Origin of the sequence: Sutcliffiella rhizosphaerae (assembly GCF_917563925.1) — a bacterium.
Classification (GTDB): Bacteria; Bacillota; Bacilli; order Bacillales; family Bacillaceae_I; genus Sutcliffiella_A; species Sutcliffiella_A rhizosphaerae.
Map to the genome: position 1 here is coordinate 1 of NZ_CAKJTJ010000045.1, position 23538 is coordinate 23538.

Here is a 23538-nt window from a genome sequence, read left to right on the forward strand (position 1 = left end):
TCTGGTGTTCTGTAAAATGATTTCTACTCATGAATGATTACTCCGTTCTAATAATTAATTTAATTATAAACGGGTTATCTAGTTATAGACATAGAAAAACCCGAATAAGGGGCACTTTTTTATAAGTGTCCGATATTCGGGTAATAGTTCAAATCGTTACTGTCGTGCTCTTTTCCTGCATTTAGTTTCAGCCAAAAGGACAAGTTTTCAATGAACATGCACTTAAAAAGTCCAGAATCCGACTTTTCTAGTAAAAAGTCCAGAACCCAACTTTTTACCGGTTACTAGCAACAATCTTTTAGAAAAGAGCCTTAGAGAAAAAAGCCTCCTTTGACGTGAAGATCGAGTTAAAATATGATAGAAGAAAAATGTAATGGGGTAGGGTGTAAAAAAATGAGAGTTTTGATGGTGGAGGACGATAGGACAATTGCAGCTGGCTTGGAATTTTCTCTTCGCCAGGAGGGATATGAGACCATTGTTTGTTATGATACCCAATCAGCTAAAATAATGATTGATAATAGGCTTCATGAGATAGATTTATGTTTATTTGATTTGTCTTTGCCTGATGGAAGCGGCTATGACCTTTGCGAGAAGGTTAAGAAGCAGGGGGACAAACCAGTTATTTTTCTAACAGCATTTGACGATGAGGTAAATGTGGTGATGGGGCTGGATATGGGCGCGGACGATTATATCACGAAACCATTCAGGGTCCGTGAGCTACTTTCCAGAATCAATTCTGTTTTGCGTCGCTATCAAAAGCAGCCTGAAAAACCAAAAAACTACATAGATATGGTGAATATTCGCATTCACACATTGGAGGGTAAGGTCTATAAAAATGGGGAGGAAATCCCATTGACTGCATTGGAATACCGGCTGTTGATGATTTTTGCTACCCATATTGGACAGGTACTTACGAGACCACAGCTGCTAGACCGCATTTGGGATGTGGCAGGGGATTTTGTTAATGACAACACGTTAACGGTGTACATTAAGAGGTTGCGGGAAAAGCTGGAAGATAACCCACAAACTCCTGTGATTATCCAAACTGTTCGTGGCATGGGCTACAAGGCAGGTAACTGAAATGTGGCGCAACAGAGAAATTCAATTATACCTTCTCATAATGATCTTGATTGGTGCTGTAATCAGCGCGGCAGCAGCCTTCTTCCTATCTATATCTACAGCTGTAATTGTTGTTATTACCTCCTTACTGCTTATTGCTTGCAGTTTGGTATTCACCAGCTGGAGATACCGTGAAATTGAGAAGCTCTCAGGTTATTTACGCCGAATCAGCAATGGTGATTATGCATTGGATATTCGCGACAATCATGAGGGAGAGCTGAGTATCCTAAAAAGCGATATATATAAAGTCACCCTTATGCTTTCCGAGCAGAGTACCTTCCTTGCGCAGGATAAAATAAAATTAACAAATGCAATCTCTGATATATCGCATCAGCTGAAAACCCCTCTTACTTCCATGATGGTCATGTCTGATTTGCTCAGTGGGAACCAGTTGGACGAATTAAAGCGGACTGAGTTTACTCGTAATATTCGAGTGCAATTGGAACGGATCGAATGGCTTGTTTCTTCCTTATTGAAATTATCAAAAATTGATGCGGGTACAGCAATCTTTAAAAAAGACACTGTTTCAGTCAGTAATCTTGTGGAGAGTGCTGTGCAACCGATGTTGATTCCGATGGATATTAAGGATCAGAAATTAGTGGTGGAAGGGGATGAATCAGTAACATTTATAGGTGATATTCTTTGGACTGTAGAGGCAATCATCAATATTTTGAAAAACTGTGTGGAACATACGCCGGCAGGAGGGGAGATTTCTGTATCTTTCTCAAAAAATCCCCTCTATACAGAAATCAAGATAAAGGACAATGGACACGGGATTCCTAAGGAAGATCTACCATATATTTTTAGACGTTTTTATAAAGGGAAAAATGCAGGAGAAGATAGTGTCGGCATCGGGCTTGCCATGTCATATAGCATCATCACCAGTCAACAGGGGGATATCGAGGTAAGAAGTGAAAAGGACACAGGAACCGAGTTTCATATCAAGTTTTATAATAAGGCTCTTTTCTAAAAGAGTGTTATGATAAACCATTAAATAGTCGGCTTTTGGACTTTTATTTAAGTGTCCCTTAAAAACGTGCCTAACCATTTTCCTGAATTCCTAAAATAATTCACAAAAGCAACAAGGTTTGTGAAATAAGCTCATATCTGACATCAAGGGGGAGGCTCGTCCGAGGGGGCATGAGTCTGTCCCCTTAAGTGACTAAACTGTCACAATAGAAGTCACCTTATTGTCATCTTAGGCAGATATACTAAGGCTACAATTAACATATGGAGGGTATACAATATGAGCATTTTACAAATAAAAAATCTGTCTAAGGTTTATGGTAAGGGAGATACAGCGGTAAAGGCATTGGATGATGTATCGTTTTCAGTGAAAAAAGGGGAATTTGTTGCAATCATCGGTCCATCTGGATCTGGTAAATCTACTCTGCTTCATTTACTAGGTGGTGTGGACAGACCGTCAAGTGGTCAAGTGCTGGTAGATAACACCGATATTTATCAGTTGAATGAAACGCAGCTGGCAATTTTCAGACGAAGGCAGATCGGATTAATTTATCAGTTTTATAATCTGATTCCCATTTTAACTGTAGAAGAAAATATTACACTGCCGCTATTGTTGGATGAACATAAAGTTGATCAAAAGCAGTTTCAGGAGATTTCATCTATTCTAGGATTGTCTAATCGCCTGAATCACTTGCCCAATCAGCTTTCCGGTGGTCAGCAGCAGCGTGTTTCCATTGGCATGGCGTTGATTAGCAATCCAGCAATCATTCTAGCAGATGAGCCAACAGGAAACCTTGACAGTAAAAATAGTGGCGAAATTATGGAACTGTTGAAAATGTTTAATAAAACCTTTAATCAGACCCTTCTCGTCATAACACATGATGAAAGGATTGCCCTGCAGGCTGACCGGGTCATTGAAATCAATGATGGAAGGGTCGCCAAGGATGAGGTGATCCGTCCATGAACATCATCAATAAATTGACCTTAAGGCATTTGAAGAAGAATAAGAGAAGGACGCTTGTGACAATCATTGGGGTGATTATCTCGGTTGCCATGGTGATGGCCGTGGCCACACTTGGGGTTTCATTCCTTGACCTCTTAAAAAGGCAGTCCATTGTTGATGATGGAGAATGGCATGTTCAATATAGTAACGTCTCAGATCAACAAATAAAAGCGATCGAAAAAGATGACCAGACGAAAAAAATGATTCTTTCCAGTAATTTGGGCTATGCATCACTAGAAGGAAATACTTTGGAGAATAAACCTTACCTTTTCTTTAAAGGCTTTAATACTGAAGGGATGGAGCAGTTTCCAATCGAGTTAAGTAGTGGGAGACTTCCAGAAGCATCGAATGAAATAGTCGTCTCTGAGCATATAGCTAAAGATACGGGAATCCACTATCAGATTGGCGTGGAAATGACGGTTGAAATTGGTAATCGATACTTGGTAGGTGAGCCAGATCCATTGCTACAGAACTATTCTTTTCAACAAGGAGAGGATGAAAATCCAGAGAGTTTGAAGATTCACTCTACCGAGACTTTCACGGTTGTAGGAACAATCGAAAGACCGACTTGGGAGAGCCCATGGGCACCTGGCTATACAGTGATTAATTACATTGATCAGGATAATCTAAATCAGGCAGTGAATGTTAATGCCGTGGTGGTTGTGAAAGATTTAAAGCGCTCCCTTTTTAAGCATGCAGAACAGCTGGCGAATCAAATCGGAGTAGAAGAGTTAGGATTCAACAGCGAATTGCTGAGGTATTATGGATTGACAGATCATGATAACCTCCATATGACCATGTATTCCTTGGCAGGTATTATTATGGCTGTCATCATGATAGGGTCGATCTCTCTAATATATAACGCTTTTGCGATCAGTGTCTCCGAACGGGCAAGGCATTTAGGTATGCTCTCAAGTGTGGGTGCGACAAAAAAGCAGAAGCGCAATTCGGTCTTTTTTGAAGGTGCTGTAATTGGCTTAATCAGTATTCCGATTGGCGTGTTGGCAGGTGTTGGTGGAATCGCTGTAACCTTTGTTTTTATAAACAATTATATTAGCGGTGCGTTAGGGTCAACTGAGATGCTTGAGGTAGTAGTGACTCCAGGTTCCATTATAGTTGCCTGCTTGATTTCAACTGTTACTATCTTCATATCTACTTACATGCCTGCCCATAAAGCGTCAAAGGTATCAGCCATTGACGCAATTCGCCAGACGCAGGATATCAAATTAACAGGTAAAACAGTAAAAACTTCTAAGCTAGTCCGAAAAGTATTCGGCCTTGAAGCGGAAATTGGTTTGAAAAATGTAAAAAGAAATAAGAAAAGGTATTATGCAACATTGTTTTCACTCGTTATCAGTATCGTCCTTTTCCTATCGGTTTCGTTCTTTACAGACAGTTTGAGTAAATCCGTAGAAATGTCTCAGGATGGTGTTAACTTTGATATGGTAGTTTCAGATATGAGTGGCGATACATCTACCCTTGCATCTCTGGTTCATCTTGATGGTGTCACTGGTTATACGCTATATAAATCACTTCAACTGACATCATTAATAGAAGAGGAACGATTTCCCCCAGTATTAGTGGAACGTATAGAGAACGAGCATGGGGCACTTCAAGACGGTAAGTATCCTTATTACATCAACTTATATGGTTTAGATGAAAGTAGCTTTAAGGCTTATGCCGATAGAGTCGGAACAGATCCGGAAATCTATCAAAATCCCACTAACCCTAAGGCAATCATCATTGAAACAATAACTTACCAGGATTACAATGCTTCCAAGTTTGTGAAAACGGAATCCATTAAAACAAAGCTGGGTGATAGTATCGACATTTTATTTGTTGATTATGAAACAAACGAAAGCACGATCCTCTCAAATTTTGAAATTGCTGCACTAACAGATGAAGTTCTGATGGGAACCAATACAGCTGGGATAGGCGGTTTGGATGTTATTGTACCAATGGATACGTTAGATGCAATCCTTAATGAGCAGGCTGCAAATCAGGTGCAATCTTATCTGTATCTTAACAGCAGTGATGCGGTGGAGTTACAAGAGACTTTGGATGAAATAGTCCCTTCTTCGATGGATATTTACAATGCCGTACAAAGCCGAGAGAGAGAACAGCAGATGATCATGTTCTTATCTGTTTTCACTTATGGATTCATTACGTTGATTTCCTTGATTTCCATCGCCAATATTTTTAATACCATTTCTACCAGCATCTCCTTGCGCAAGAGGGAATTTGCGATGCTCAAATCTGTCGGGATGACACCAAAGGGCTTTAACAAAATGATAAATTATGAAAGTATCTTTTATGGGGTGAATGCCTTACTTATTGGCTTACCAATCAGCATTTTTGTCATGTATTTGTTACATCGCTCGGTAGTGGGGACGTTTGAGTATGGGTTTGCTCTGCCGTGGTTAGATATTCTGTTTGTGGTAGCTGCCATCTTCCTTATTGTTAGCTCTGCCATGTTGTATTCGATTTTTAAAATAAAGAAAGAAAACATTATAGACGGTTTAAAGCAAGAGAATATATAAAGTATCATGTGAGCCGGTCCTTTCGGTTCATTTTTTTTGTTTGCAAAAGAGAATATCAGTATGGATGTGATACTTATCTAAGTCCAAAACGCCAAGCCCATTTTTGGGGCATACTATCCTTAAAAAAGAGCCAAAAGGAAGGAGTCTCTTATGACCCTTGTTAAATTAGGATATGTTGCCATGAGTGTAAACCTTACGAATGCATCCCCTTCTAAAACAATGACCTATACACAGTTTCCAAAAATAAAGGACAGAGAAGCTGCCATAGATAAATTGGAGCGTATTTCTAATGAGAACCTTGCCAATTGTTTAAGACTTCTTAAGCATAATGTTGCTCATGATATTTCTTTTTTTCGATTTAGTTCAAAACTAATTCCACTTGCCAACCATGAAGAATTGAAGGATTGGAAATTCATGCGTCCAATCAAAGATATCCTTCATGAAATAGGTGACTATCTAGAAAAACACCCCATGCGCATTGATTTTCATCCTGATCATTTTGTGTTGCTGAATTCTAAAAAGAAAGAAATTCTAAATACGGCACTGAAAACTTTAAGTATGCATCATGCCTTATTAAAAGGGATGCGAGTGCCAACAGAACATAGATGTGTGTTACATATTGGTGGAGGCTATGACGATAGGGAGCTTGCGCTTGAACAGTTTATTCATAACTTTGCCCTAGTACCCCAAGCACTTCAAGAGATGCTTATTCTAGAAAACGATGATACAACCTTCCATCTGCGAGATACGCTCTATATCTGTGAAAAGCTGAATATTCCTTTAGTGTTTGACTACCATCATCACCTAGCTCATTACGAAAAGGAAACTAAAGGCTGGGAGGAGCATTGGGGGGGTATTTTGAAAACGTGGGAAAACTCTTCGCTTCCGATAAAAATGCACATTTCAAGTCCTCGTGATGATAAGAATTTCCGAGCACATGCAGAATATGTCGATCCAAAGATGTTTATGGACTTCCTCCATGGCATAAGAGGCAGTACAGAAGAAATACATTGCATGATCGAAGCGAAAAAGAAAGATGAGGCCCTTTTCCAATTAATGCAAGATATGCAACGCTTTAAAGAGGTAGAAATCATCGATGGGGCATCTTTTTGGTTCAAATAAAATTTTCCAATCATTCCTATACATAGTATACTAGGAACTGCGGCACCAAATCAGTAAAGTAAAAAGACTTTCGGGGGGATATTATGAGGCCGGAACCAAAACAAAAAATAGATAAAAAAGCATTATCAGTCTGGAGAATTTCTGCGGCTTTGAATGCTATTTTTTACATATTGCTAGCAGGTGGTTACTTTTACATTCAGCGGACTTTCCAAATCCCGAGTTGGACGTTGGGGATTGTCGTTGCAATAGTTATCATAGTGTTTATATTTACAGTGTTTGTTTTTCCAGTTATGCAATGGAAGCGGTGGCGATATGAAATTCATGAGCATGAAATTGACTTGCAGTCTGGAATTTTTATTAAGAAACGTACTTTAATACCGATGGTTCGTGTTCAGCATGTCGATACAAGACAAGGACCTATTTTGAAAAGATACCACCTATCAACTGTCTTGATATCTACAGCTGCGACGATTCATGTTATTCCAGCGCTCGATGAAGAACAAGCAGATCAAGTCAGGGATTACATATCAAAACTTGCGAGGGTGACAGAAGATGATGTCTGAAAAAAGGAGAATGCACCCCGCGGCAATTGTGGTCGGGTTCTTTAGACAACTTCGGGAATTGTTGTTCCCTATCATCCTGTTCATATTCTTTGGAAGTACTGGAGACGGCTTTTTTGGTACCATCTACATCATCGTGATGGGCATCTGGTTTTTAGGGTTGATTATTTATGGAATCCTATCATGGTTTCGGTTCTTTTACTGGATAGAAGATGGGGAATTTAGAATAGAATCCGGGATATTTGTAAAAAAACGCCGATTTATTAGGCAAGAAAGAATACAGACGATTGATACGTCAGAAGGTATCATCCAACGTCTTTTTGGACTTGTAAAGGTTCAGGTGGAAACAGCAGGCGGTGGAAATGAAGCGGAAGCTGTATTAACGGCAGTAACAAAGGAAGAAGCTATTTCGCTAAAAGAGGAACTGCTGAATAAGAAAAAAGAAGAGGAAACAGATTCTATCGGGGAAGAAAGTCTTCAGCCGGCTGAACAAGTGGAAGCTCCTCGACCAACCTTTGCTATCACCTGGAAGGCGCTATTTATAGTTGGTACAACTTCTGGTGGTATTGGAGTTGTACTCTCGGCAATGGCAGCATTCCTATCCCAATTTGATCAAATAGTACCCTATGAGCGACTAATGGACCGTTTTGGCAGCTTCCTACAAACAAGTGTTTTTTTAATTGCGTCGTTAGTGTTTGTCGTCTTATTCCTGTCGTGGCTGATTTCCATTGCTATGACAATGTTCAAATACGGCAACTTTACTGTTATCAAAAAAGAGGATGAGCTTCACATTTCTAGAGGAATCATTGAAAGAAGGCAGCTCACTATCCCGCTGGAGAGAATTCAGGCAATCCGTCTTTCTCAGAATATCCTTAGACAACCATTTGGATTTACTACTGTCTATGTGGAGAGTGCGGGAAGTTCAGGGGGGAAGGAAGCAGACTTTTCGACGATTCTTTTTCCGCTCATAAAAACCTCCGAGGCGGAAAATTTGCTGAAGGAATTTGTCCCTTCCTACAAATTTTCAAATGAGTTACATGTACTTCCTAAACGATCGTTAATTCGGTATATGATTCGGGTAATTGTTCCTGCGTTGATTATTTCTACACCGATCGCTTACTTCTTCCAGCCATACGGCTACTTTGCCTTTTTGTCGTTAGGACTTGCTGCACTATTAGGCTATAGTCAATATAAAACGGCGGGCTGGGGAGTGGTTAACGAACAGCTGCAACTGTCATACCGTCACCTTAGTAAAAATACTGTATTGTTAAGTAAAAAGCGCATTCAATCGTTTGAACAAAAGCAGTCCTTTTTTCAAGGTCGGCAAAAGCTATACACAATTAGCGCATCTATAAAAACAGGAAATGGTGGCAAGGATTTTCGTGTGGTAGATGTGGAAAAAAACGATGGGGAACAAGTATATGAGTGGTATTCTTATTCAAAAAAGCAAGGGAATGTGGGGTAAGTATCCCATCCCTTGCTTTTTTAGTAAGATTTTAAATATATCTACTTAGAATACCGAAAAGGACTAATGCAATAAGAATGATCCAAATTAGACTTTGTTTAGAGCTTCTAGGGGCATGTGACCTCCCGAAGCTCGGGAAAATGGAGCGGAGGCTTCTCGGTCGACTGGCAGTTCCTCTTCCTAAAAAGAAAGGAGCTAATATAGTCCCAGCGAAAAAACCAAATAAGTGTGCAACCACATTTATACCTGGATTTAAAAAGGTCATGACAAGTCCGATCACTAGAATCGTCAAAATGACTTGTGAATTAGCGGAGTCCAATAAATCAGGACGTAAAAAGACCATATAAAAATATAATCCAAAAATGGCAAAAATCGCGCCAGAAGCCCCTAAATGTGAATAAAGATCATTGTGCAATAAAAGGGTTGCCACATTAGCGAGTATTCCTCCAAGTACATAAAAAACAGTGAATTTTACTGGACCTAGCATCCGTTCCACAGCAGGCCCAAAAAGAACGAGTGATAGGGAGTTAAATAAAAAATGGGTCAAGCTAACATGCAAAAAAATGGGAGTGACGAGTCGCCAGTATTCTCCTTCCCATACGAGTAGATTGAACCCAATCGTATAGTTTAAAAAGGTTTGCGATATATTAGCAGTTAAAAATAAAATTAGATGGATCGCCACGATTGTGGTGATAATAGGATATAATCTTGTAAAAGTTCGAAAGTTTTCTGTTCTTACAAACATATGTATTTCACCCCTTCTATAATGTAGAGTACCATTTTGTAATTCAAAAGTCATAAAAAATCTTAGTTTGGAAACTAATACCCATTTTCAAACTTTGATACTCCCGGGTTTGTGCCCCAGTTGATAAGCGATTTCATCAGTCTAAAACAAATATATACTATTACTATATGAGAAAGGTTGGTTCAAGTATGATTATTGGTACAGGGATAGATATCGTAGAGCTTGCCCGAATAGAAAAGCTGATGAATCGTCAGCCTAATTTTGTGGATCGTATTTTAACAGACAAAGAAAAAGAAAAGTTCAAGACGCTTAAAGGCAACCGGAAAGTCGAATTTCTTGCAGGCCGATTTGCAGCAAAGGAGGCTTACTCCAAAGCGAATGGTACCGGGATAGGAAAAGAATTAAGTTTTCAGGATATGAATATAGCAACGGCAGAACGAGGTAAGCCTTTTTTTACACAACCTGACACGCACAAAGTTCATCTTTCCATCTCTCATAGTGAACAATACGCCATCGCACAAGTAATTATTGAAAGCTTGTCAAGCTAGTCTGCATATTCCCCACAAGACCCTCATATACATAGTTCAGAAAGGAGACAAGGTGTACAAGTAAGAGGTGCATTTGCCTGCAAAGGGTAAGAAGCGGCGATCTGTAACTCTTGATTCTCACTTTTCTCTATGAATCATGTAATTACGGCAAAGGGGATGAAAAATTTGAGAAAAGCATGGCTATTGTTAGTGGTTGGCCTTGTGAGTATCCTTGTTCTCGCAGGGTGCGGTACGAAATCAAAAGAAGACGTTACAAAATCTCTTGGCGCGAAGGTGGAAGAGATGAAAGGCTATGAGTCCAATGCGAAAATGACACTTCAAACTGGTGCAGAGCCCCAAGTTTATGAGGTAGAAATCGGGCACAACAAACCAAATTACTACCGTGTAAACCTAAAAAATGCTGCCAAAGATCAAAGTCAAATCATTATTCGTAATGATGAAGGAGTATTTGTATTAACACCTGCCTTGAACAAAAGCTTCCGCTTCCATAGCGAATGGCCGCAGAATAGCAGCCAAGCCTATTTGTTTGAGTCGCTTGTAAACGATATTAAAAATGATCCAGATGCTACCTTCACAGCAACAGAGGATAATTATGTATTTGAAACGAAAACAAACTACCAAAATAATAAACTGCTTCCAACTCAGGAAATTACGCTAAGCAAAAAAGATCTGTCGCCAGTTTCTGTCAAAGTAATGGACCCTGATAAAAAACCATTGGTACTAGTAGAATTTTCCGATTTTAAATTTGATGCAAGCTTCGATGCAGATGCATTTGATGTGAAGAAAAACATGACCGGAGCACGCCTGGAACTGCCAACATCAGGGTCTGTCAGTGAAGAAACCGATAATTCCTTCACCGTCATGACACCTCTTGATACTCCTGCTGGTACAGAATTGAAGGAACAAGCAGACGTGAAAACAAGTAACGGTAACCGCGTTGTCATGACATACGAAGGAGAGAAAACCTTCACGCTTATTCAAGAGAAATCCAGATACGCAGAAATACCGACTGCCACTTTTGTTAACGGACAAATCGCAGATCTAGGCTATACGATGGGTGCCTTAACAGAAAACAGCCTGACCTGGAGCTACCAAGGCGTAGACTTTACTCTCGCGTCTAAAGATCTTTCCCAAGAAGAACTAATGATGGTCGCCCGTTCCATGCAAGGTGCAACAACCAAATAAACAGTCTAAACAAACACGACCCCAAATCACTTCGGGGTCTTTTTTTTGCGGGAATATGGGCGATGTCCCATTACAAGTTTTCATAAGAACAAAAAACTCCACAAGTTTAATAAAACCGGAAAAAAGGACTTTCATAAGGTAAATGAGTGCCTCAAAAATGAGAAAAGAACAGAAAAGGGGCATTGAAAAGGCAATCGAAAGCCCCAATAAGCAACTTCCCTTCCCAATTGCCAATATATATAAGTGCAAACATGGTAGAAGTATAACTTGGATGTACTTTAATTGCTTTAGAACAACCTTTCTTGATGATATGAATAATTCCCTTTTTATAAAGCCAATTACCGTCTTTTATTCTCTAACGCAAAAAAAATCCTGCCCGTTAAAACGCTCCAAAAATCACCATACATCCAATGCTGCCATCCTACATGACTTTTCCACCTAATTTCGATATGATAGAACATAAAAAAGAAGAACTAAAGGAAGTGCTTTACAAGATGTCAAGCTTTCACCGGGATACATGGGTTGAAGTCAATTTGGATAATATATATGAAAATGTGCAAGCGATCCAAAAGCATGTGACGGAGGACGTTACGGTCATTGCAGTGGTGAAAGCAAACGCATATGGACATGGGGATGCTCAGGTTGCGAATATAGCATTAGAGGCTGGGGCAACTTATTTAGCGGTTTCTTTTCTCGATGAAGCAATGTCATTACGTATGCAAGGAATAGATGCACCTATACTTGTACTCGGGGCATCCAGAGTTTCTGATCTTCCTCTTGCGGCAAAAGAAAACATCACTTTAACTGTTTTTCAAAAAGATTGGATGGAAGAGGCAATCAACGTATACTCAGGCAAAGAGAAAGTCAAACTGCACCTTAAGCTTGATACTGGAATGGGGAGAATTGGTGCTAGAACGAAAGAAGAAATATCCGCTATTCTTAATCTGATAGAAAAAGCAACAAATATGGAGTTGGAAGGTCTTTACACTCATTTTGCCACAGCTGATGAATTGGAATCAGATTACGTGGAGCTTCAATTTGAGAAATTTGCGGAGCTGATTACCTTTATTACGGCTACTTATCAAATACCAATGGTCCACTGTGGAAACAGCGCAGCCACTTTAAGGTTTCCTCAGAGAATTTTTAATGCGGTACGTGTAGGTATTGCCATGTATGGGCTGACTCCATCCCCAGAAATGGTACCAGTACTTCCGTTTCCTTTAAAAGAAGCTTTTTCCCTTCATACGAAGCTTGTACATGTGAAGAAGCTGAGTGGAGGGGAAAGTGTCAGCTACGGTGCTACCTATAAGACGGAACAAGAAGAGTGGGTAGGGACAGTGCCTGTCGGTTATGCAGATGGATGGATCAGGAAGTTGCAGGGGATGAACGTTATAGTAGACGGAAAGTTAGCGCCCATCATAGGAAGAATTTGCATGGATCAATTTATGATTAAGCTACCGTATCAGCTGCCAATTGGGACAAAAGTGACGCTAATTGGTACACAGGAAGACAAGCTGATTAGCTCGGATGATATTGCAGCAAAGCTTGAAACGATTAATTATGAGATACCATGTATGATCAGTTACAGGGTTCCGCGTATGTTCTTGCGAAACGGGAGTATAATGGAAGTAAGAAATTATTTACAAGATAAACCAGTTGTAGAATAATATCTGGTAAATTTCTGCATAAAAAAGGGATTTTCCAGCGATAATAGAAAAGAATTCGTTAAATGGACTTTGCAACTAATATCTTTGATGGTATTATGGAATATGGAATAGTATTTATGTGTCTGTAGTTCTTGGAGGTGTATGCTGTGTCTGAATCCAGCGCAACAACTGAAATCTTAATTCGATTACCTCAAAACTTAGTATCGGAGTTAGATGGTTTGGTAAAACAAGAAAACGGCAATCGAAACGAATTGATTTTTCAAGCAACAAAAATGTATCTTCGCGAACGTAAGAAAAGACAGATTCGCGAATCTATGAGACGTGGATACATGGAAATGTCCAAAATTAATTTAAACATTGCATCTGAAGCTTTCTTGGCTGAATATGAGGCGGAGCATACGGTTGAACGCTTAGTAAGCGGGGGGTAATCATTTGATTGTCAAACGTGGTGACGTTTATTTTGCTGATTTATCCCCGGTTGTTGGGTCTGAGCAAGGAGGCGTTCGACCAGTACTTGTCATCCAAAATGATATCGGAAATCGATTTAGCCCGACCGTTATAGTAGCTGCAATTACTGCTCAGATTCAAAAAGCCAAACTCCCAACACATGTTGAAATCGATGCGAAGCGTTATGGTTTTGAACGTGACTCCGTTATTTTGCTCGAACAAATTCGTACGATAGATAAACAAAGATTGACGGACAAAATAACCCATCTAGATGAAGAAATGATGGACAAAGTGGATGAGGCGCTTCAAATAAGTTTAGGACTTATTGACTTTTAATATTGTTGAATCCATTATTTTTTTAAAAAAAGCCGTTCACAGTGGTGAGTGGCTTTTTTATTTTGCCAATAATTTAGTGTACGCAAATTAATACGAAATGATAGTTGTTTTACAATTACCACCAATAAAAAATAATCAAACCATTTTCATTTTTTATTGAATTGGATATAAAACATATTTGACTTTTAAAATAATAAAAATTTATAGTGGTATTAGCAGAAAAATTAAATATATGTCGATAATAATCATTTTATTTATAAAAAAGGAGCAGGAGAATGAATTCAAAGATTATTAGTTTTATTGAAGACAATCGCGATGCAATTTTTGATCAATGGATTACAGGTATGGACGAAATAGGTGAAAAAAAGGAATTAAAAGCTATATCAGAAAAGGTGTATTTAAGTACAAGTAGAGAATACATTAATCTGCTACTTAATAATATCAGCAACGACAATGAAGATCTCTCAGAAAAGTTGACGGAATTTGCGGAGAAGATTGTTCGCTTTGGCTGGCCGCTTATATATGTAACGGAAGGACTTACACTCTTCGGTAAAATTGTATTTGAACAAATGGTTGAGGGGCAAAATGATTCAGATAAAGTTGCCTTAATGTACGACTTTGATCAATGGTTACGCCCTGTTCATAATGAAATAGTTAAAACATATACTGGCACTTGGGAACACACTGTATCTATGCAGAAGATTGCCTTACAAGAATTAGCTGCACCATTGATTCCCGTATTTGAAAACATCTCTGTCATGCCGCTTGTTGGTACAATCGACACAGAAAGAGCAAGGCAAATCATGGAGAACTTGCTTCAAGGTGTCGTGAAGCATCGTGCAGAAGTGGTGCTTATTGATATCACTGGAGTACCTGTAGTGGATACAATGGTTGCCCACCATATCATTCAGGCTTCCGAAGCGGTACGACTAGTGGGTGCTACATGTCTCCTTGTCGGAATCCGACCTGAAATAGCACAAACTATCGTGAACCTTGGAATTAATCTGGATCAAGTCATTACAAAGAATTCCTTAGCGAAGGGAATTGAAACGGCACTAGAGTTAACAAATAGAAAAATTGTGAATGCGGGGGATCAAGAGTGAGGATACCAATCTTAAAGCTCCACAACTGTCTTTTGATATCTATTCAGTGGGAATTGGATGATCAAACAGCTTTGCAATTTCAAGAAGATCTATTGAATAGAATCCACGAAACAGGTGCAAACGGTGTTGTCATCGATTTGACGTCTGTTGATATGATCGACTCTTTTATCGCTAAAGTACTTGGCGATGTTATCAGCATGTCTAAGCTAATGGGAGCACAAGTAGTTTTAACTGGTATTCAACCAGCAGTTGCCATCACTTTGGTGGAACTTGGGATACAATTGGATGAAGTGTTCACCGCACTAGATTTAGAAAAGGGTCTAGAGAAATTACAACAGGAACTGGGGGAGTAAACAATGACTGTCCAATCCTGTGTAAAAATAAGAAACGAATGGGACATTGTAGCAGCCCGTCAAATGGGTAGAAATGTCGCAAAGGAATTAGGTTTCGGGACAGTAGACCAAGCTAGAATAACTACTGCCATATCAGAGTTGGCTCGAAATATATATTTATATGCAGGTACAGGTCAAATTTGTATCGAAGAACTTGGCGATTACGGTAAAAGAGGACTGAAAGTAATTGCAAACGATGATGGTCCAGGCATCTCAGATATTCGTCAAGTGATGGAGGATGGTTTTTCTACATCAGGTGGCCTTGGTGCTGGATTGCCTGGTGTGAAAAGGCTGATGGATACATTCCAAATTGATTCTTCCTCAGAAGCAGGGACGACAATCATTGCCGTAAAGTGGGTGCGCTAGAAGGAGAGATAATCCATGAAATACGAAGATTTGGAACATGAATACAAAGAAATACTTTCCACATATTTACATCGTCAATCAGAAGAGGCTTTGTATAAGGGGCAGGAGTTTAGCCGTAGTTTGCTCGCTGAAAAAGTTTCTCCAGAAGAGATTATTAGTGTACACAAAGCAATGTTGCAGGATTTATCTCCAGATATTCCTGATGATATCCTACATTCCCTCGATTTTTTACTAGAGATTATGATTGGATACGGCATTGCCTATCGTGAACATCAAAGCCTAAGACACCGTCAACAGGAGATACAAACAGAAATAGAGATTGCGGCAAATGTCCAGCAGACGTTGCTCGAAACTAAAATTCCTGATACGGAGTCTGTTGAGATTGGTGCGATAAGTGTACCTGCGAAGCATATGAGTGGGGACTATTACCATTTTGTCCATTCGGAAAATGATTCCTTCAGTGTAGCGATCGCAGATGTTATCGGTAAAGGTATTCCTGCAGCTATGTGTATGAGTATGATCAAATATGCGATGGATAGTTTACCAGATACTAGAGTTGCACCAAGCTATGTACTAGGTAACTTGAATAGAGTAGTGGAGCAGAACGTAGACGCAAGCATGTTCATTACTATGTTCTACGGAATGTACGATTTACATAAGCATCTTTTCTCTTTCTCCTCTGCGGGTCATGAACCGCCACTATACTACGATGCAAAGAAGGATGAATTCTATGAACTTGATGCGAGAGGTCTTGTCCTGGGAATTGACCGCCTTGCTATCTATCAGCAATATGATAAGGAAATAGAGATAGGGGATATGGTGATTCTATTCTCTGATGGCGTAACGGAATGCCGTACAGAGGAAGGATTTATCGAGGTTGATAAAATCATAGATTTAATAAGATCATATATTGACCTTTCTCCTCAAGCTATCGTAGAACTAGTGTTTCGAGATTTGGAAAAAATACAGGATTTCCAACTTAGAGATGATTTCACATTAATTATTTTAAAAAGAAAGGTTTAAAATAATTTAATGCGGGTATTTAATATTAGGATGACTTGAAATGGAATTCTAATTCATGTTTGAGGTGACGAAGGAATGAATATAGATATTCAAATAAAAGAAGAGTTAAAGCAAACGTTGGTTATTTTGGAAGGTGAAATTGACGCCTACACTGCACCAAAGGTAAAGGAAAGGGTGGCCCCTTTGTTGGAAGGCTTTACAGGTGAAGTGATTTTTGATTTAACCAATGTTAATTATATGGATAGTACAGGGTTAGGGATGTTTGTCGGTTTCTTTAAAACAGTAAAGGCGAACAATGGTGATTTTCGTCTGATGGGATTATCTGATCGTCTGAAGCGGCTGTTTGATATTACTGGTTTAGCGGGAATAATGGAAATAAAATAAGTTCACTAAAGGTGGGGGAACAATGAACCGGGCTTATGATTATATAGAAATGGCATTTCCGGCTAAAGCCGAATACGTTGGTGTGATTAGACTAACGTTATCTGGAATTGCCAATCGTATGGGATTTACATACGACGAAATTGAGGATATCAAAATTGCTTTAAGTGAAGCGTGTACGAATGCAGTGGAACATGCTTACAAACAGGATGAAAAAGGAAATATTCGAATCGGATTTGGTATATACAAAGATCGACTCGAGTTAGTGGTCGCTGACAATGGACAGAGCTTTAATTTTGAAAAAGTCAGGGAAGAACTCGGACCATACACGGAGTCACAACCAGTAGAAACTTTGTCAGAAGGAGGGTTAGGATTATTCTTAATCCAGACGCTAATGGATGATGTGAAGGTGCACAGCAATCAAGGCGTAACTGTTTTCATGACAAAGTATGTACAAGGAGAGCAGGTGGAAAGGGATGCAGAATCAATCTCCGTCCAATAAATTGGATGTTAATATGCTATTGGAGCGGTACCAACAAGATGGTTGTGAAGTATCGCAGCTGGAATTAGTTGAGCATTATACTGCACTTGTTGAATCCATCGCTCGCAAATATTCAAGAGGAAAAGCTTTTCACGAAGATTTATCCCAAGTAGGGATGATTGGCTTGCTTGGTGCTATGAAACGATTTGACCCAAGTTATGGAAGAAGCTTTGAAGCGTTTGCTGTTCCGACTATAATTGGTGAAATCAAAAGGTTTTTACGAGATAAAACATGGAGTGTTCATGTACCAAGAAGAATTAAAGAAATTGGCCCGAAAATAAAGTCTGCTGTCGAAGAATTGACCAATGAACTTCAACGTTCCCCGAAGGTAGTGGAAATTGCGGATTACTTGGAAGTGACAGAGGAAGAAGTATTGGAAGCAATGGAAATGAGTCAGAATTACCAAGCTCTTTCCGTTGATAATGCCATTGAAGCCGATTCTGATGGAAGTACTGTCACAATCCTTGACATTGTAGGAAACAAGGACGCAGGGTATGATCAAGTAGATCAACAATTAGTTCTTCAAAAGATATCTCATGTCCTTTCTGAAAGGGAAAAACAAATTATTGAGTGTACATTCTTTCATAATATGAGCCAAAAAGAAACCGGAGAAAAATTAGGTATTTCTCAAATGCATGTTTCCCGGTTACAACGAAAAGCATTAAATAAATTAAAACAAGCATTTCTTGCTGATAACGCAAATACGGAGATCTTTACATGATAGAACAATTTAAACATGAAAGAGCAAACGTTAATGCCTATCAAAATGCCAAAAATGGAATGTACTTTTGCGGAGATAGCTACTATGTAAATACAACAGATGAGTATTTTCTTTGTGTGGTAGCCGATGGGTTAGGTAGCGGAGAGCATGCATACGATGCTTCGCAAGCAGTTATCTCTGCTGCCAAGGAATATGAAACAGAAGATGTCTCTACCATTATGAAAGCATGTAACGAAGCAATGAGAGCAAAACGCGGTGCCGCTGTTTCTGTTTTGAAAATTCATTTCGACCAACAAGAGGTTGTATACAGCTGTGTTGGAAATATTCGCTTTTTCTTATATCCTCCGACAGAAAAGCTAATCTACCCTCTTCCGGTCAAAGGCTATTTATCTGGAAAACCCCAAAAACTCAAAACTCATCGTTTTCCTTATAGTTCTAATATGAAGTTTTTCATATACTCAGACGGATTGAATATCCCTTCTGTGAAAAACTATATAAATGATATCCCTTCCGCAACATCATTACTCGAGATTGCTTCCATGTTTACGAGTAATGGTATGGATGATGTAACAATCATTTCAGGGGAGATTAAGTAAGAAAGAGGCTAGCAGACTTTTGCTGGTCTTTTTTTTGTATGAAATCTTGTGTCACTCTCGCTTTTGTTCTTCCACGCTGATTTTGATAAAATGAAAGATAGGAAAGAAAGTTGGGAGGCTATGAAATTGGAATGGAACGAAAAAAATGAACTGTTGGTCCAACTACTAGTAAAAGACGTTGATGTAACAAAAGTGCAAGCCAAAAAAGTTATCGCGCTATTAGAAGAAGGAAATACGGTCCCTTTTATCGCGAGATACCGAAAAGAACAAACCGGCTCTCTGGATGAGGTACAAATCCGAGAAGTGATGGAAAAATGGCAATACATACAAAACCTTGAAAATAGAAAAGAAGAAGTGATCAGATTAATTGAAGAGCAAGGCAAACTCACGCCTGAATTGAAAATAGAGCTTCAAAAATCAACAAAACTTCAACAAGTGGAGGATCTATATCGCCCATACAAACAAAAACGTCGAACAAAGGCGACAATAGCAAAAGAAAAAGGGCTAGAACCATACGCACAATGGTTGCTTACCTTCCCTGGATCGCCAACATTGGAAGCAAGAGCACAAGACTTCCTCTCAGAAGAAAAGGAAGTTACGACAGTAGAGGAAGTAATGGAAGGTGCAAAGGATATTCTTGCTGAGTCATTCTCAGATGAGCCTTCTTATCGCCAATACATTCGTGACCTCACCTTCAAGCAAGGGAAAATTTTATCTGTAGTAAAAAAAGAGGAAAAAGACGAGAAAGAAGTATATGCGATGTATTACGAGTACGAAGAGGGCATCTCACGAATACTTCCTCACCGTATACTTGCAGTTAATCGCGGGGAAAAAGAAGATATTTTACGAGTATCAGTCCAAGCGCCAACTGACAAAATCATAGACTATCTGAATCGGAAAATAATAAAGAATGAATCCTCAAGTGCGGCAAGGCTAATAAAGGAAGCTATAGAGGATGGGTACAAGCGATTAATTGAACCTGCCATTGAGAGAGAGATAAGAAAAGAACTGACAGAAAAAGCGGAAGAGCAAGCCATTCATATTTTTTCTGAAAACCTTCGCAATCTTTTGCTCCAACCACCATTAAAAGGACGGGGTGTACTTGGTGTGGACCCTGCATATCGCACAGGATGTAAGCTTTCTGTTGTGGATGAAACAGGGAAAGTACTACATATTAGTGTGATTTATCCACATGCACCAGTTAATAAGAGGGAAGCTGCAGTGCATCAGCTACTTAACGTTTTACAAACATACGATATTGAGGTCGTAGCTGTCGGCAATGGTACAGCTTCTAGGGAAACAGAGCAACTCATTGCAGAGGTGATTAAGCAGTGTGGCAAAAACATCTCTTATCTTATTGTTAATGAAGCGGGGGCAAGTGTGTATTCTGCCTCAGATCTTGCTCGTGAGGAATTTCCTGATTTACAAGTAGAAGAAAGAAGTGCAGTTTCCATAGCAAGGAGATTACAAGATCCACTTGCAGAACTAGTAAAAATAGATCCGAAATCAGTAGGTGTTGGCCAGTATCAACACGATGTTGCCCAAAAAAGACTGGCGGAATCTCTTAATTTTGTCGTGGAAACGGTCGTTAACCAAGTAGGGGTAAATGTGAATACTGCTTCATCATCTCTCTTGCAATATGTTGCAGGCCTATCTAAATCTGTAGCAAATAATATCGTGAAGAAGAGAGAAGAGGAAGGGAAATTCTCAAGCAGAGCAGATCTTAAAGGAATACCACGCCTGGGTGCAAAAACGTACGAACAATGTATCGGCTTCTTGAGAATTATTGACGGAAAGCAGCCTTTAGACAAGACAGGCATTCATCCGGAAAATTATCAAAATGTAAAAAAACTATTAAAGCTTCTCGGTACCTCTGAAAAAGAGATTGGCACACCAAGACTTCAAGAAGCATTAAAAGGGCTGGATGTTAAGTCACTAGCAGAAGAACTTCAAATCGGTGAAATCACGCTGCAGGACATTATCGACTCATTAATTAGACCAGAGCGTGACCCGCGCGACGATATGCCAACCCCACTCCTAAAGCAGGATGTCTTAAAGATGGAAGACTTAAAAAAGGGAATGGAATTGGAAGGCACAGTCAGAAACGTCGTCGACTTTGGAGCATTTGTCGATATTGGTGTGAAACAGGATGGTCTAGTTCACATTTCAAAACTGAGTGACCGTTTTGTCAAACACCCGCTCGATGTCGTTTCAGTAGGAGATATTGTAACGGTGTGGGTAGATGGAGTAGAGGTCAACAAAGGACGAGTTTCCTTAACCATGCTGACACCTGAAAAACAAGAAGTGTAAGGATAAAAGTATCCCCGGGTCTTCAAAAGGAACCTGGGGATATCAATTTGTCAGCCGTTTTTTTTCTGATAAAAAAACCAGCATTGATTCAACATTTTTATTTGGTAGCGGTCTTTTTCAAGATAAGCACGTTGCATTTGCTTCTTAAACCAAGATGGCATATGGAGTAACCTCCCTCAATTTATACTCCAAAGGCTTATAACAATATGCAGTTTTTTCTATTGTATGCATGATGATGAAGAGGGTTCAAAAGAGAGGAGAACAGCTGGTGGATAATCGAGAACTGCAAAAACTTACCGAAGATATTTCATTAACCTATTTCAAACTACCGTTTATGCACGATGCCACCTTCAATCCCCGTTTGAAAACTACAGGTGGCAGATATTTAACCTCGACGAGCAATATCGAAATCAACAAAAAATATTATGATGCACTAGGAATGTCCGAGCTGATAGGAATCATCAAGCATGAACTATGCCATTATCACTTACATATTAGAGGTAAAGGCTACAAGCATAGAGATCAAGACTTCAAAATGCTCTTAAAAGCAGTAGGAGCACCAAGATTTTGTACCCCTATTAAGACAACCCCTGCCAAGCCGAAAGCTTTTCGCCTATATGAATGCGTCGAATGTCAGCAAACATATAAAAGAATTCGGAAAGTGAATATAAATAAATATAGATGCGGAAAATGTAGGGGGATGTTAAGAGAAATTAAAAATAAGGTTGACATTAAATAATGAAATATGATAATTTGTTCTAGTCGCCATTTTAGGCGAACACCACTTAGACAATTATGATAATATATCTTTTCCATTCAAAAACGCTTGACTTTTTTTAACGAGCTTATTAAAATTAAAACAGTCGGTTGTGACAAAAATGGAAAGAAATAATTATTGATCCACCATAGCTCAGCGGTAGAGCACGTTCGAATAATCTTCTTTGATATACTACAGCGTACCGATTGAGCAACTTCACCGAATTACCTTTCTGAGATCGGGACGTTCGGCGTCAATTTAATACTTAATAAGCGTTTATGATTCTTATTATCATTGATCCACCATAGCTCAGCGGTAGAGCATTCGGCTGTTAACCGAAGGGTCGTAGGTTCGAATCCTACTGGTGGAGCCATACTGGAGAAGTACTCAAGTGGCTGAAGAGGCGCCCCTGCTAAGGGTGTAGGTCGTGTAAGCGGCGCGAGGGTTCAAATCCCTCCTTCTCCGCCATCAAAACATGGCCCGTTGGTCAAGCGGTTAAGACACCGCCCTTTCACGGCGGTAACACGGGTTCGAATCCCGTACGGGTCATTTTAAATGGGATGCAAAATGTTTCATTTTGCTTCCCATTTCTATCCTTGGAGGATTAGCTCAGCTGGGAGAGCACCTGCCTTACAAGCAGGGGGTCGGCGGTTCGATCCCGTCATCCTCCACCAGAGAGATACTTTGAATATAGAGATACGATGGCTAACTATTTTGGTGTCGATATTATTTGTAGCATATTCAAAGAAGTCTATTCACGATGTATCATCAGTGGGCTATAGCCAAGCGGTAAGGCATCGCACTTTGACTGCGACATGCGTTGGTTCGAATCCAGCTAGCCCAGCCAATTTTTTATTTCATATAGTATATGCGGGTGTGGCGGAATTGGCAGACGCGCTAGACTTAGGATCTAGTGTCTTTGACGTGGGGGTTCGAGTCCCTTCACCCGCACCATACAATCTTTAGTCTTTCATTTATATTAGCGGTCGTGGCGGAATGGCAGACGCGCTAGGTTGAGGGCCTAGTGGGGGCAACCCCGTGGAAGTTCGACTCTTCTCGGCCGCACCAAAAAGTTTTTAAAAAGTGTTGACACCTGACGGTGGAGATGTTACTATAGAAAAGTCGCCTCTTCGAAGGGCGTTGAAATGAAATGTTAATAGGAAGCGCCCGTAGCTCAATTGGATAGAGCGTTTGACTACGGATCAAAAGGTTAGGGGTTCGAGTCCTCTCGGGCGCGCCATAATTTATAAAGTGAACGGGGAGTAGCTCAGCTTGGTAGAGCACTTGGTTTGGGACCAAGGGGTCGCAGGTTCGAATCCTGTCTTCCCGATATTTGAATAAGCGGGTGTAGTTTAATGGTAAAACCTCAGCCTTCCAAGCTGATGTCGTGGGTTCGATTCCCATCACCCGCTCCATAAATTTTAATGCTCTTTGAAAACTAAACAAAACAACAGCGTCCACGTTAACTTTTAACGGTTAACATGAACGAAATTAAGTAACAAGCTAGCAAGATTTTTGAGCAAAAGCTCAAACTCTTTATTGGAGAGTTTGATCCTGGCTCAGGACGAACGCTGGCGGCGTGCCTAATACATGCAAGTCGAGCGGACTACTTAAAAGCTTGCTTTTGAGTAGTTAGCGGCGGACG

The 23538-nt window shown here is 39.8% G+C and carries 24 protein-coding genes, 10 tRNA genes and 1 rRNA gene; 33 read left to right on the forward strand and 2 right to left on the reverse strand.

Features of this window, described 5'->3' with window-relative positions:
- Positions 1-393: 393 nt before the first annotated feature.
- The 7 genes from LRP81_RS20775 to LRP81_RS20805 all read left to right on the forward strand — a co-directional run bounded on the left by LRP81_RS20775 (position 394) and on the right by LRP81_RS20805 (position 8775).
- Positions 394-1080 carry a response regulator transcription factor gene (locus LRP81_RS20775; protein ID WP_230504741.1) on the forward strand — a complete coding sequence of 229 codons (687 nt, stop codon included), beginning with the start codon at positions 394-396 and terminating at the stop codon, positions 1078-1080.
- 1 nt (position 1081) lies between these two features.
- The gene (locus tag LRP81_RS20780; protein WP_230504743.1) at positions 1082-2089 is read left to right on the forward strand and encodes a sensor histidine kinase; all 1008 of its coding nucleotides are present in this window, start codon (positions 1082-1084) and stop codon (positions 2087-2089) included.
- A gap of 276 nt (positions 2090-2365) precedes the next feature.
- On the forward strand, positions 2366-3049 hold the full coding sequence (locus tag LRP81_RS20785) for an ABC transporter ATP-binding protein (protein ID WP_230504745.1): 684 nt from the start codon (positions 2366-2368) through the stop codon (positions 3047-3049).
- The gene (locus LRP81_RS20790) at positions 3046-5628 is read left to right on the forward strand and encodes an ABC transporter permease (RefSeq protein ID WP_230504747.1); all 2583 of its coding nucleotides are present in this window, start codon (positions 3046-3048) and stop codon (positions 5626-5628) included. Before LRP81_RS20785 ends, LRP81_RS20790 begins: the two co-directional genes overlap by 4 nt.
- Before the next feature lie 150 nt (positions 5629-5778).
- Positions 5779-6750, forward strand: coding sequence for a UV DNA damage repair endonuclease UvsE (uvsE, locus tag LRP81_RS20795; RefSeq protein WP_230504749.1), 972 nt, complete (start codon positions 5779-5781; stop codon positions 6748-6750).
- Between the two features lie 83 nt (positions 6751-6833).
- Entirely contained in the window at positions 6834-7313 is a 480-nt protein-coding gene (locus LRP81_RS20800) for a PH domain-containing protein (RefSeq protein WP_230504751.1), read from the forward strand.
- Positions 7303-8775: a PH domain-containing protein gene (locus LRP81_RS20805; protein ID WP_230504753.1), complete on the forward strand. Its 1473-nt coding sequence runs from the start codon at positions 7303-7305 to the stop codon at positions 8773-8775. The genes LRP81_RS20800 and LRP81_RS20805 overlap by 11 nt, the downstream gene beginning before the upstream one ends.
- 31 nt (positions 8776-8806) lie before the next feature.
- Here the strand turns inward: LRP81_RS20805 and LRP81_RS20810 are convergent, their stop codons facing one another.
- The gene (locus tag LRP81_RS20810) at positions 8807-9520 is read right to left on the reverse strand and encodes a rhomboid family intramembrane serine protease (RefSeq protein WP_230504755.1); all 714 of its coding nucleotides are present in this window, start codon (positions 9518-9520) and stop codon (positions 8807-8809) included.
- Positions 9521-9708: 188 nt separating this feature from the next.
- Between LRP81_RS20810 and acpS the strand changes: the two genes are divergently transcribed.
- The 14 genes from acpS (at position 9709) to LRP81_RS20880 (ending at position 21136) form a co-directional block, all read left to right on the forward strand.
- A complete protein-coding gene (gene acpS / locus LRP81_RS20815) occupies positions 9709-10068 on the forward strand; it encodes a holo-ACP synthase (RefSeq protein ID WP_230504757.1) in 360 nt (119 codons plus the stop codon).
- A 165-nt stretch (positions 10069-10233) separates the two neighbouring features.
- Complete coding sequence (locus tag LRP81_RS20820; protein ID WP_317987106.1) at positions 10234-11253, forward strand: LolA family protein; 1020 nt, start codon at positions 10234-10236, stop codon at positions 11251-11253.
- 449 nt (positions 11254-11702) lie between these two features.
- Entirely contained in the window at positions 11703-12920 is a 1218-nt protein-coding gene (alr, locus tag LRP81_RS20825) for an alanine racemase (RefSeq protein WP_230504759.1), read from the forward strand.
- Positions 12921-13066: 146 nt separating this feature from the next.
- Complete coding sequence (locus tag LRP81_RS20830) at positions 13067-13348, forward strand: CopG family ribbon-helix-helix protein (RefSeq protein ID WP_010195162.1); 282 nt, start codon at positions 13067-13069, stop codon at positions 13346-13348.
- 4 nt (positions 13349-13352) lie between these two features.
- A complete protein-coding gene (gene ndoA, locus LRP81_RS20835; protein ID WP_010195163.1) occupies positions 13353-13703 on the forward strand; it encodes a type II toxin-antitoxin system endoribonuclease NdoA in 351 nt (116 codons plus the stop codon).
- 275 nt (positions 13704-13978) lie between these two features.
- Positions 13979-14806, forward strand: a complete 828-nt coding sequence (locus LRP81_RS20840; RefSeq protein ID WP_230504762.1) for an RsbT co-antagonist protein RsbRA — start codon at positions 13979-13981, stop codon at positions 14804-14806.
- Complete coding sequence (locus LRP81_RS20845; RefSeq protein WP_010195165.1) at positions 14803-15159, forward strand: STAS domain-containing protein; 357 nt, start codon at positions 14803-14805, stop codon at positions 15157-15159. The genes LRP81_RS20840 and LRP81_RS20845 overlap by 4 nt, the downstream gene beginning before the upstream one ends.
- A gap of 3 nt (positions 15160-15162) precedes the next feature.
- Positions 15163-15564: an anti-sigma regulatory factor gene (locus LRP81_RS20850; protein ID WP_230504764.1), complete on the forward strand. Its 402-nt coding sequence runs from the start codon at positions 15163-15165 to the stop codon at positions 15562-15564.
- A gap of 15 nt (positions 15565-15579) precedes the next feature.
- Positions 15580-16587 (forward strand): PP2C family protein-serine/threonine phosphatase, encoded by a 1008-nt coding sequence (locus tag LRP81_RS20855; protein WP_230504766.1) that lies wholly within the window; start codon positions 15580-15582, stop codon positions 16585-16587.
- Between the two features lie 75 nt (positions 16588-16662).
- A complete protein-coding gene (locus LRP81_RS20860; RefSeq protein WP_230504768.1) occupies positions 16663-16971 on the forward strand; it encodes an STAS domain-containing protein in 309 nt (102 codons plus the stop codon).
- A gap of 22 nt (positions 16972-16993) precedes the next feature.
- Positions 16994-17470, forward strand: coding sequence for an anti-sigma B factor RsbW (rsbW, locus tag LRP81_RS20865; RefSeq protein WP_230504770.1), 477 nt, complete (start codon positions 16994-16996; stop codon positions 17468-17470).
- Positions 17445-18230: an RNA polymerase sigma factor SigB gene (gene sigB / locus LRP81_RS20870; protein WP_230504773.1), complete on the forward strand. Its 786-nt coding sequence runs from the start codon at positions 17445-17447 to the stop codon at positions 18228-18230. The genes rsbW and sigB overlap by 26 nt, the downstream gene beginning before the upstream one ends.
- Entirely contained in the window at positions 18227-18826 is a 600-nt protein-coding gene (locus LRP81_RS20875; protein WP_230504774.1) for a PP2C family serine/threonine-protein phosphatase, read from the forward strand. The genes sigB and LRP81_RS20875 overlap by 4 nt, the downstream gene beginning before the upstream one ends.
- A gap of 120 nt (positions 18827-18946) precedes the next feature.
- A complete protein-coding gene (locus LRP81_RS20880; RefSeq protein ID WP_230504776.1) occupies positions 18947-21136 on the forward strand; it encodes a Tex family protein in 2190 nt (729 codons plus the stop codon).
- Positions 21137-21186: 50 nt separating this feature from the next.
- On the opposite strand, the gene cmpA is transcribed toward LRP81_RS20880, so the two are convergent.
- Positions 21187-21297, reverse strand: coding sequence for a cortex morphogenetic protein CmpA (cmpA, locus tag LRP81_RS20885; protein WP_230504778.1), 111 nt, complete (start codon positions 21295-21297; stop codon positions 21187-21189).
- A 107-nt stretch (positions 21298-21404) separates the two neighbouring features.
- On the opposite strand from cmpA, the gene LRP81_RS20890 reads away from it, so the two are divergent.
- The 12 genes from LRP81_RS20890 to LRP81_RS20945 all read left to right on the forward strand — a co-directional run.
- Positions 21405-21875, forward strand: coding sequence for a SprT family protein (locus LRP81_RS20890; RefSeq protein WP_230504780.1), 471 nt, complete (start codon positions 21405-21407; stop codon positions 21873-21875).
- Positions 21876-22191: 316 nt separating this feature from the next.
- A tRNA-Asn gene (locus LRP81_RS20895) sits at positions 22192-22266 on the forward strand.
- A gap of 4 nt (positions 22267-22270) precedes the next feature.
- Positions 22271-22361 (forward strand) — tRNA-Ser (locus tag LRP81_RS20900).
- A 9-nt stretch (positions 22362-22370) separates the two neighbouring features.
- Positions 22371-22442 (forward strand) — tRNA-Glu (locus LRP81_RS20905).
- A 49-nt stretch (positions 22443-22491) separates the two neighbouring features.
- Positions 22492-22567 (forward strand) — tRNA-Val (locus tag LRP81_RS20910).
- Positions 22568-22665: 98 nt separating this feature from the next.
- Positions 22666-22740, forward strand: a tRNA-Gln gene (locus tag LRP81_RS20915).
- Positions 22741-22763: 23 nt separating this feature from the next.
- Positions 22764-22847 (forward strand) — tRNA-Leu (locus tag LRP81_RS20920).
- A gap of 28 nt (positions 22848-22875) precedes the next feature.
- Positions 22876-22961 (forward strand) — tRNA-Leu (locus LRP81_RS20925).
- Positions 22962-23056: 95 nt separating this feature from the next.
- Positions 23057-23133 (forward strand) — tRNA-Arg (locus LRP81_RS20930).
- A 16-nt stretch (positions 23134-23149) separates the two neighbouring features.
- A tRNA-Pro gene (locus LRP81_RS20935) sits at positions 23150-23223 on the forward strand.
- Between the two features lie 11 nt (positions 23224-23234).
- A tRNA-Gly gene (locus LRP81_RS20940) sits at positions 23235-23308 on the forward strand.
- 121 nt (positions 23309-23429) lie between these two features.
- Positions 23430-23538 (forward strand): 16S ribosomal RNA (locus tag LRP81_RS20945); the annotation flags it as partial.

What these genes read in the sequence shown, in the direction of transcription:
- LRP81_RS20775 (WP_230504741.1), top strand. Translation starts at nt 394, where the DNA reads ATGAGAGTTTTGATGGTGGAGGACGATAGGACAATTGCAGCTGGCTTG.
- LRP81_RS20780 (WP_230504743.1), top strand. Translation starts at nt 1,082, where the DNA reads ATGTGGCGCAACAGAGAAATTCAATTATACCTTCTCATAATGATCTTG.
- LRP81_RS20785 (WP_230504745.1), top strand. Translation starts at nt 2,366, where the DNA reads ATGAGCATTTTACAAATAAAAAATCTGTCTAAGGTTTATGGTAAGGGA.
- LRP81_RS20790 (WP_230504747.1), top strand. Translation starts at nt 3,046, where the DNA reads ATGAACATCATCAATAAATTGACCTTAAGGCATTTGAAGAAGAATAAG.
- uvsE (WP_230504749.1), top strand. Translation starts at nt 5,779, where the DNA reads ATGACCCTTGTTAAATTAGGATATGTTGCCATGAGTGTAAACCTTACG.
- LRP81_RS20800 (WP_230504751.1), top strand. Translation starts at nt 6,834, where the DNA reads ATGAGGCCGGAACCAAAACAAAAAATAGATAAAAAAGCATTATCAGTC.
- LRP81_RS20805 (WP_230504753.1), top strand. Translation starts at nt 7,303, where the DNA reads ATGATGTCTGAAAAAAGGAGAATGCACCCCGCGGCAATTGTGGTCGGG.
- LRP81_RS20810 (WP_230504755.1), bottom strand. Translation starts at nt 9,520, where the DNA reads ATGTTTGTAAGAACAGAAAACTTTCGAACTTTTACAAGATTATATCCT.
- acpS (WP_230504757.1), top strand. Translation starts at nt 9,709, where the DNA reads ATGATTATTGGTACAGGGATAGATATCGTAGAGCTTGCCCGAATAGAA.
- alr (WP_230504759.1), top strand. Translation starts at nt 11,703, where the DNA reads ATGATAGAACATAAAAAAGAAGAACTAAAGGAAGTGCTTTACAAGATG.
- LRP81_RS20840 (WP_230504762.1), top strand. Translation starts at nt 13,979, where the DNA reads ATGAATTCAAAGATTATTAGTTTTATTGAAGACAATCGCGATGCAATT.
- LRP81_RS20850 (WP_230504764.1), top strand. Translation starts at nt 15,163, where the DNA reads ATGACTGTCCAATCCTGTGTAAAAATAAGAAACGAATGGGACATTGTA.
- LRP81_RS20855 (WP_230504766.1), top strand. Translation starts at nt 15,580, where the DNA reads ATGAAATACGAAGATTTGGAACATGAATACAAAGAAATACTTTCCACA.
- LRP81_RS20860 (WP_230504768.1), top strand. Translation starts at nt 16,663, where the DNA reads ATGAATATAGATATTCAAATAAAAGAAGAGTTAAAGCAAACGTTGGTT.
- rsbW (WP_230504770.1), top strand. Translation starts at nt 16,994, where the DNA reads ATGAACCGGGCTTATGATTATATAGAAATGGCATTTCCGGCTAAAGCC.
- sigB (WP_230504773.1), top strand. Translation starts at nt 17,445, where the DNA reads ATGCAGAATCAATCTCCGTCCAATAAATTGGATGTTAATATGCTATTG.
- LRP81_RS20875 (WP_230504774.1), top strand. Translation starts at nt 18,227, where the DNA reads ATGATAGAACAATTTAAACATGAAAGAGCAAACGTTAATGCCTATCAA.
- LRP81_RS20880 (WP_230504776.1), top strand. Translation starts at nt 18,947, where the DNA reads ATGAAATTGGAATGGAACGAAAAAAATGAACTGTTGGTCCAACTACTA.
- cmpA (WP_230504778.1), bottom strand. Translation starts at nt 21,297, where the DNA reads ATGCCATCTTGGTTTAAGAAGCAAATGCAACGTGCTTATCTTGAAAAA.